Source organism: Methylomonas sp. BG-2, from assembly GCF_057766305.1.
In genome coordinates, this window is the sequence record NZ_JBYMAP010000006.1 from 31,818 (window position 1) to 39,726 (window position 7,909).

Sequence of the window (7,909 nt, forward strand, 5' to 3'; positions counted from 1 at the left end):
AAATGAATAAGAAAAAACTAACGATTGCAATCGCCTGGGCATTGTCCCTGGCGATCGTGGGCGAGGCCGGTGGGGCCGATGAAAAAGCCGCCGGCGATGCCGCGCCGGCGGCGCAAGGCAAGGCAAAACTATGGTCGTATCAACCGGTCAAGGCGCCGGCAACCCCGGCGGTCCAGCACCAAGACTGGGTCAGGACGCCTATCGATGCCTTCATCCTGGCCAAGCAGGAAGAAAAAGGCCTGACCCCGTCGCCGGACACCGACCGCGCGGCTTTTATCCGCCGGGCCACGCTGGACGTGTGGGGCATTATTCCCAGCCCGGAAGAAGTGGAAGCCTTCGTCAACGACGAATCCGCGAACGCTTACGAAAAGCTGGTTGATCGGCTGCTGGCATCGCCCAAATACGGCGAACGCCAGGGGCGCAAATGGCTGGATTTGGCGCGCTACGCCGATAGCACCGGGTTCCAGAACGATAACGACCGTTTGAACAACTGGCGCTACCGCGATTACGTGGTCAATTCCTTCAATCAGGACAAACCCTACAGCCGCTTCATTCAGGAACAGTTGGCCGGCGACGAATTGTGGCCCGGCGACGAACAAGCCCTGATCGCGACCGGTTTCATGGCGCAATTCCCGGACAACTCCAACTCGCGCGACCTGGTGCAACGCAAATACCAGATCACCACCGATATTACCGATACCGTCGGGAAAGTCGTGCTGGGCCAGACCTTGGAATGCGCGCGTTGCCACAACCACAAATTCGACAAGATCAGTCAGAAAGACTATTTCTCGTTCCAGTCGTTTTTTGCCAACGTGGCTCCGGTGGACAACATTCCCGCCAAGAAAGGCGCTATCGAAGTGGCTTACGAGCAGCAATACGCCAAGTGGCAGGAAGCCACCAAGGACATCCGCGCCAAGCAAAAAGCCATTATCGATACCCATCGGGAAGAGGCGCTCAAGTATCACAAGGAACGTTATCTGACCGACTCGCGCGAGGCGATTTTCAAACCCAAGGAAAAATGGACTGCCCAGGACCGCTGGGTTAACCATCGCTTGGCCAATGTCACCGACGAAGCCAGCATGCAATCCTATTTCCAGGAAAAAGGCGAAAGTACCGACGCGAAAACCCGCGATCCGAAGATCGCCGAGCAATGGGCCGAGCTGGAAAAGCTGAACAAGGAGTTGCGTAAATTCGACGATTTGAAACCGGCGACGTTCTCGAATGAAATTTCGGCGATGACCGAGCTGGGGCATCCGGATGCGCCGCCCAGCTTCGTGTTTGCGGTCGGCGACCATGAGAAACCGTTGGAACAGGTGCAACCGGCCTTCCCGGCGGCGATTACCGACGAAAAGCCGGACATCAAGCCGTTGCCGTTTTCGTCCGGCCGCCGCTCGGCCTTGGTTAAGTGGATCACCAGTCCGACCAATCCGTTAACCGCCCGCGTTTACGTGAATCGGGTTTGGGATCAGTATTTCGGCAAGGGCATCGTCGCCACCGTCAGCGATTTCGGCAAGGCCGGCGAAAAACCGATCAACCCGGAACTGCTGGATTATCTCGCCGACAAATTCGTCAAGGACGGCTGGAGCGTGAAGAAACTGCACCGCGAGATTTTGTTGTCCAGCGTCTATCGGCAGTCGTCCGACTACCGCGAAGACGTGCATCAGGCCGACGCCGAAAACCAATTGCTGGCTGTATTCCCCAGACAGCGTCTGGAAGCCGAGCAAGTCCGGGATTCGCTGCTGGTTGCTTCCGGCAAACTGGAGGATAAGGTCGGAGGTCCGAGCGTGTATCCGCCGTTGCCGTCGGTTATCAATACCACCTACGGTAACAACAACGCCAACTTCAACGACAAAATGTGGCGGACTTCCAAGGACGAGAAGGACCATAACCGCCGCAGCTTATATGTGTTCACTCGGCGCAGCATTCCGTACCCGATTTTGGATTCGTTCAACATGGCGTCGCCGCAGGAAGCCCACAGCAAACGCGAGGTGACCACCACGCCGCTGCAAGCCCTGACGCTGTACAACAGCGAATTGATCTTCGACTGGTCCAAATCGTTGGCCGGCCGGGTCATCAACGAGGCCGGCGAGAGCGAGGAAGAACGGATTGCCAGACTCTACCAAATCTTGTTTGCCCGCGAGCCGAACGACCAGGAAAAAGAAGAGTTGCAGGCATTCTTGAACGAACAGGAAGGCGTGATTCGCGCCAAGGCAGCCAACGGTAAATTCGAAGTTAACGTGCCGGCCGGTGTCAAGGATAAATCGATCGGTGACCCGGTGCGGGCTGCCGCCTTCGTGGATCTGGTACACGTGGTCGCCAATTCCAACGAATTCATCTACCGGTTCTAACGATCAATGCAAGCCTGGGGGCGCCGGCGGCGCCCCCCATCGGGCAAGTTGCCGACAACTACATTTAAGAGGTTTACTCATGAACAACAAATCGCGACGTGATTTTTTAGTAAAAACCGGCTACGGCTTGGGCGGTCTGGCCGTTAGCGCCTTTTTGCCCGGCGGCGGCGTCATCGCCAGTGCGCTGGCCGAAGACGCCGCGCTGACCGCGCTGACCGGCGGTAACCCGCTGGCACCGAAAGCCCCGCATTTTCCGGCCAAAGCCAAAACCGTCATCTGGCTGCACATGGCCGGCGCGCCCAGCACGCTGGATTTGTACGATTACAAACCGGAACTGGTCAAACTGGCCGGCACCGGCATACCGGCTTCGTATTTGCATGGCATCAAAACCAGTACCCAGGGCGGCATTACCAAACTGATCGCGACCAAGCGGACCTGGAAGCAGCACGGCCAAAGCGGCGCCTGGTTCTCGGACTGGCTGCCGCACCTGGCCGAGCAAGCCGACGATCTGGCTTTCATCAAATCCAGCGTGACCATCGGCGCGACCCACGATATTTCGATCATGAAAATGAATACCGGCGGTCTGAATCCGGGTCGGCCGACCTTGGGCGCCTGGATTCAATATGCGCTGGGTTCGAACAATCCCAACCTGCCGGCTTACGTCGTGCTGTACAACGACAAGCGCGAGCCGCGCGGTGGCGTGACCAACTGGGAGTCCGGCTTCCTGCCGGCGGTTTACCAAGGCACGCCGTTCCGGCCGGGCAACTCGCCGATTCTGCATTTGAGTAATCCGCAATACGTCGTGGATACCGAAAAACGCAAGGCGCTGGACTTGTTGAAACGCTTGAACGAAGCCCACGCCGGCCGCTATCCGACCGATACCGAGCTGCAAGCCCGCACCGAGTCCTACGATTTGGCCTACCGGATGCAGGAAACCGCGCCGGAAGCCGTCGATTTCAGCAAGGAATCCGAGGCCACCAAAAAGCTGTACGGTTTGGATGAGGACATCACCAAACCTTACGGCGAATTGCTGCTGCGCGCCAGACGCTTGGCCGAGCGCGGCGTGCGCTTCATTCAAGTGGTGTCCGGCCCGACCGACATCAAAGGCGACAGCCGCGATTGGGACGCGCACCAAAACATCGAAGACAATCACAGCAAGCACAGCAAAATCATCGATAAACCGATTGCCGGTTTGTTGAAGGACTTGAAAGCCAAGGGCATGTTGGACGATACCCTGGTGGTGTGGACCTCCGAATTCGGCCGCACGCCGTGGAGCGAATCCGGCGACGGCCGCGACCACAATCCTTGGGGGTACACCCAATGGATGGCGGGCGGCGGCGTGAAAGCCGGTTACACCCACGGCGGTACCGACGATCTGGGCGTACAAGCCATCAAGGGTACCGAAGTCGATACCTACGACTTGCATGCCACGGTCCTGAACCAGCTCGGTTTGGACCACTTGAAGCTGATTTACAAATATCAAGGTCGATCCGAAAGGCCGACCGTGGTTTACGGCAAGGTGATTAAGGAGCTGATCGCCTAGGGACGCCGCCGTAGTTCGCTGCCACGCCAGCCGTTTTAAAGCCGCGCATTCGGTGTGGGATGGGCGGCGGCTGGTTCGGGCGGCAGGGATTTTTTGATTGGGGGAATTTTTAGCATGATACGCAAGACCTTGCGGTTACTGGCCTGGATCTGGATCCTGGCGCCGGGAGCCGCGTTCGCCGAAGCCGAATTCGACTTCGAGGAATTGATGAAAGACGTTGAAACCAAGATCCAGAACGTGCAGAACACGATTTCCGCGCAGGATACCGCCACCGCCAGCGCCGAAACCAAGCAGTTGCAGGAGGCGTTTAAATTGGTGGAAGGTTATTTCGCCAAGCGCGGCGATGCCGCCGACGCGGTGGCCGATGCCCAGGATTACCAGAACAAGGCCGTATCGATTCAAAACGCGTTGGGGGCCGGTGATTTGAATAGCGCCGCCAGCGCCGCCAACGACTTTTCCAAACAATGCCGTGGCGCCTGCCACGACAAATACAAACCACTTTGAGCGGAACTCCATGATGAAACCCGTTTTTTTGACCGGCCTGGCCTTGGCTTGGCTGTCCTCGCCGGCCTTGGCCGCGCTGCCGGAAGGCCATCCGGCCCCGGCGATCGAGACTCAGGCATCGCAAGCCGGCAAGGCGTTTGCGTACTCGCTGGGAGACGCCTTAAAGAATGGCCCGGTCGTCGTTTATTTTTACCCATCCGCCTATACCGGCGGCTGCAATATCCAGGCGCACAGCTTCGCGGTGAACCATGACAAATTCGCCGCCGCCGGCGCGACCATCGTTGGCGTGTCGCTGGACAGCATCGAACGTCTCAACGAATTTTCCGCCGACCCCAATTTCTGCGCCGGCAAGTTTCCGGTGGCATCGGATGCCGGCGGCGCGATTTCCAAGGCCTACGATCTGGCGGTACGCGATCCGCAGCCCGGCAAGACCGACAGTCGCGGTCAGGCCATCGATCACGGTTTCGCCGAACGCACCACCTTCGTCGTGACGCCGGACGGCAAGATTGCCGCGACGCTGGGCGGTTTGAAACCCGAGGAAAACGTCGCGCAAGCGCTAGCCACTGTCGAGCGCTTGGCCGGCCAGCGCCACGCCGCCCAGTGATCGCGGCGCGCAGGCCGTGCGGATTCGCCGCGAACACCGCGATTCGCCGGCGCCGCTTGGGCCGGCGTTGGCTGGCGTTCGGCGCGATGGCTTTATTGACCGCCGCGCCGCAGGTGCCGGCCGAGCGGGTCGGCGATCCCGACGTCGGCCGCTTGACTTCGGAGAGCGAGCGCTGCCAGGAATGCCACGGTAGCGAAGGCATCAGCGTCGCCGACAAGATTCCCAATCACGCCGGCCAACCGGCGGATTATCTGGCCAAACAGCTGCGCGATTTTCAGTCCGGCGCCCGGCGGCACGAGACGATGACGGTGATGGCGGCCGATTTGACCCCGGCCGACATCGTCGATATCGCCGCGTATTTTTCCGGACGCCCGGCGCCGGCCGGCACTCGGAACGGCGAGACTTCGGCGCTAAGAAATTTGGTCGAACAAGGCGACGAGAGCCGCAAGGTTCCGGCCTGCTTCAGTTGCCACGGCCCGGCCGGGCAGGGGCGAGTCGCCGACGGCATCGCCTATCCGCTGCTCGGCGGCCAACGCTTGATTTATTTGCGTTCGCAATTGCGCAATTGGAAGTCCGGCGACCGCCGCAATAGCCCGGACGGGGTGATGAACCGGATTGCCGGTGCATTGAGCGACGACGAAATCGACGGCCTGGCAGCCTATTTGACCGGTTTGTAAATGCAGCGTACCGCCGCGACAATTCGCTATGACAAGGAGCTTAAAATGAAGAAATCGTTGAACTGGTTGCTATACGAAACCCACCGCTGGCTGGGCGTGGTCCTGGCATTGTTCATGTTGGTCTGGTTTGCGACCGGGCTGGTCATCATGTATTCGACGCCGACCGCGCAAACTCGCGCCCAACAGTTGGCGCACGCCGAAGTGCTTCAGCCCGAAGCCGGCTGGCTCAGCTTGGGCGAAGTCTGGCAACGCAGCGCGGAGCAACGCCAGGCCGCCGCCGAACAGCGTAAAACCAAACCGGCCGGCGGCGAAGCCGCGTCCGGCAAATCCGCCGGCGAGCCGGCGTTGGCCGATGCCCGCTTGCGGCGGAGCGCCGGCGAGCCGGTCTGGCTGGTCGAGGATACCCTGGGTTTGCGTTACGCATTGTCGGCCGTCGATGGCGGATTGCGGGAAACCGATAGAACCCAGGCGCTGCGAATCGCGAAAAACTGGTTTGTGGCCGAGGGCCGCAATCCGGCCGAGCTGATTTATCTGGAAAGCGTCGAGGCGCCGGCGATCTTGCGTAACCGCGAAACTTTGCGGCCGTTTCACCGCATCGCCAGCAACGACGGCGACGAGCTGTTGATTTCCGCGCGGACCGGGGAGGTCTTGCATGCTTCCACTCGTTGGCAGCGCGGCCTGTTCTGGGCCGGCAACTGGATACATTTATTCAAGCCGCTGGATTTGCTGGGACTGGGCGACATTCGCCACGACGTACAGCTTTGGTCAGGCGCCGGCGCCACGATCGCCTGCATCACCGGTTTGATTATCGGCTGGTTGCGCTGGCGGCCGGGCTTCGGCGGCAAGCCGACCTACTCGCAAGGCAGAACCCAGCCCTATCGCGAATTCTGGTTCATATGGCATTTCTGGACCGGCTTGATCGGCGGCACCGTGGCCTTGGGCTGGGCGCTGAGCGGTTTCGTCGATACCAATCCCGGCAAAATCTTTTCCAACGGCGCAGTCAGCAAGGCGGAGTTAAAGCACTACCTGGGTGCCGAGGTGCCGGCGACGATGCTGGATTGGCGGCCGGCGCCGTTGCGGTTGGCCGGCACCGGTATCGACGTGGTCGAGCTGAACTGGCGGCGCCTGGGTGGCGAGACGGTTTTGTTGGCGCAAGGCCGCGACGGTTTGCGCTTGCCGCTGACCCCCAACGGCGCCGGCCCGCGTTTCAGCGAAAACGCCATCGGCGATGCGGTCCAGCGCTTGGCCGGCGAAACCAAGGTCGCGGCGGTCACGGTATTGGACGACTACGACAGTTATTACTACCCACGCCACCATCAAGGTCTGGTCGAAAAACCGCTACCGGTGGTGGTGGCGGAGCTGGACGACGAGGCCGGCAGCCGGGTTTATCTCGATCCGCAGGACGGCCAGATATTGGCCAAGCTGGATCGCAGTCGCCGGGTGTACCGCTGGCTGTATTCCGGTTTACACCATTGGGATTTCGGCTGGCTGTATTACCGGCCATTGTGGGACATCTGGATGCTGACCTGGGTCGGATTCGGCTTGGTGCTGGGGACCAGCTCGTTGGTGATCGGCTGGAAGCGCTTGGTGAAAACCTTCGCGCCGAAGAAACGTCGCGCCAACGCGGCAACGCCGGTCGGCAACGCGGCGCCAAGCCCCGGCGCGACCCTGGCAACCGAAACGGCCGATTGAGCCGGCCGACAACGGCGCGCGCAGCGTTTTTTTGATCGAGGTTCGGCTGTTTGGGCCGGCCCCGTAAAGCAACTTATTTTAATTGAGGTGAAACATGGGTTTGAGCGTACCGCATTTGCTGGTGGTGTTGGCCATCGTGCTCTTGGTGTTCGGCACCAAGCGTTTGAAAACCGTCGGCGCCGATTTGGGCGACGCGATCAAAGGCTTTCGGAAGGCCGTCAAGGAAGCCGAAACCGAAGAAGCCCAGCCGTCGAGCAGCTTGTTGAGCACCGCGCCCGCCGAGGAGCGTAACTCGGCCGGGTAAGCGCCGTCACTGTCGCCTACCGAGAGCCGGTGGGTGGCGTCCCGAGCGGGCCGGAGCCAGCCAAGGCGACAAAATGCCGATGTTTTAATTTGAACGCGCGTCGCTTTAGCCTGAAACGGGATGGTTCCGGGTAAAACATCGGCGCGTCTTGAGTTAACCGGCAATGGTCTCGTTTGGAACGCCAGCATTCCATAAAAAACCTGGAGCAATCTCCCGCCAACCCGCAACGTTCCCCGA

At 60.2% G+C, this 7,909-nt stretch carries 7 protein-coding genes; all 7 read left to right on the forward strand.

What is annotated here, in order from left to right:
* The first annotated feature begins 2 nt into the window (after window positions 1-2).
* The 7 genes from AC3B8H_RS01380 (at window position 3) to tatA (ending at window position 7,672) form a co-directional block, all read left to right on the forward strand.
* Complete coding sequence (locus tag AC3B8H_RS01380) at window positions 3-2,348, forward strand: DUF1549 and DUF1553 domain-containing protein (protein WP_488439834.1); 2,346 nt, start codon at window positions 3-5, stop codon at window positions 2,346-2,348.
* 79 nt (window positions 2,349-2,427) lie between these two features.
* Window positions 2,428-3,891 carry a DUF1501 domain-containing protein gene (locus AC3B8H_RS01385; protein WP_488439835.1) on the forward strand — a complete coding sequence of 488 codons (1,464 nt, stop codon included), beginning with the start codon at window positions 2,428-2,430 and terminating at the stop codon, window positions 3,889-3,891.
* Window positions 3,892-4,005: 114 nt separating this feature from the next.
* Window positions 4,006-4,395, forward strand: coding sequence for a hypothetical protein (locus tag AC3B8H_RS01390; RefSeq protein ID WP_488439836.1), 390 nt, complete (start codon window positions 4,006-4,008; stop codon window positions 4,393-4,395).
* A gap of 13 nt (window positions 4,396-4,408) precedes the next feature.
* Window positions 4,409-4,999 carry a peroxiredoxin gene (locus AC3B8H_RS01395; RefSeq protein WP_488439837.1) on the forward strand — a complete coding sequence of 197 codons (591 nt, stop codon included), beginning with the start codon at window positions 4,409-4,411 and terminating at the stop codon, window positions 4,997-4,999.
* Window positions 4,996-5,676 (forward strand): c-type cytochrome, encoded by a 681-nt coding sequence (locus tag AC3B8H_RS01400; RefSeq protein WP_488439838.1) that lies wholly within the window; start codon window positions 4,996-4,998, stop codon window positions 5,674-5,676. Before AC3B8H_RS01395 ends, AC3B8H_RS01400 begins: the two co-directional genes overlap by 4 nt.
* Window positions 5,677-5,721: 45 nt before the next feature.
* Entirely contained in the window at window positions 5,722-7,368 is a 1,647-nt protein-coding gene (locus AC3B8H_RS01405; RefSeq protein ID WP_488439839.1) for a PepSY domain-containing protein, read from the forward strand.
* A gap of 94 nt (window positions 7,369-7,462) precedes the next feature.
* Window positions 7,463-7,672 carry a twin-arginine translocase TatA/TatE family subunit gene (tatA, locus tag AC3B8H_RS01410; protein WP_488439840.1) on the forward strand — a complete coding sequence of 70 codons (210 nt, stop codon included), beginning with the start codon at window positions 7,463-7,465 and terminating at the stop codon, window positions 7,670-7,672.
* Window positions 7,673-7,909 lie beyond the last annotated feature (237 nt).

Coding starts and splice junctions, on each gene's coding strand:
- tatA (WP_488439840.1), top strand. CDS start 7,463: ATGGGTTTGAGCGTACCGCATTTGCTGGTGGTGTTGGCCATCGTGCTC.
- AC3B8H_RS01405 (WP_488439839.1), top strand. CDS start 5,722: ATGAAGAAATCGTTGAACTGGTTGCTATACGAAACCCACCGCTGGCTG.
- AC3B8H_RS01380 (WP_488439834.1), top strand. CDS start 3: ATGAATAAGAAAAAACTAACGATTGCAATCGCCTGGGCATTGTCCCTG.
- AC3B8H_RS01390 (WP_488439836.1), top strand. CDS start 4,006: ATGATACGCAAGACCTTGCGGTTACTGGCCTGGATCTGGATCCTGGCG.
- AC3B8H_RS01395 (WP_488439837.1), top strand. CDS start 4,409: ATGAAACCCGTTTTTTTGACCGGCCTGGCCTTGGCTTGGCTGTCCTCG.
- AC3B8H_RS01385 (WP_488439835.1), top strand. CDS start 2,428: ATGAACAACAAATCGCGACGTGATTTTTTAGTAAAAACCGGCTACGGC.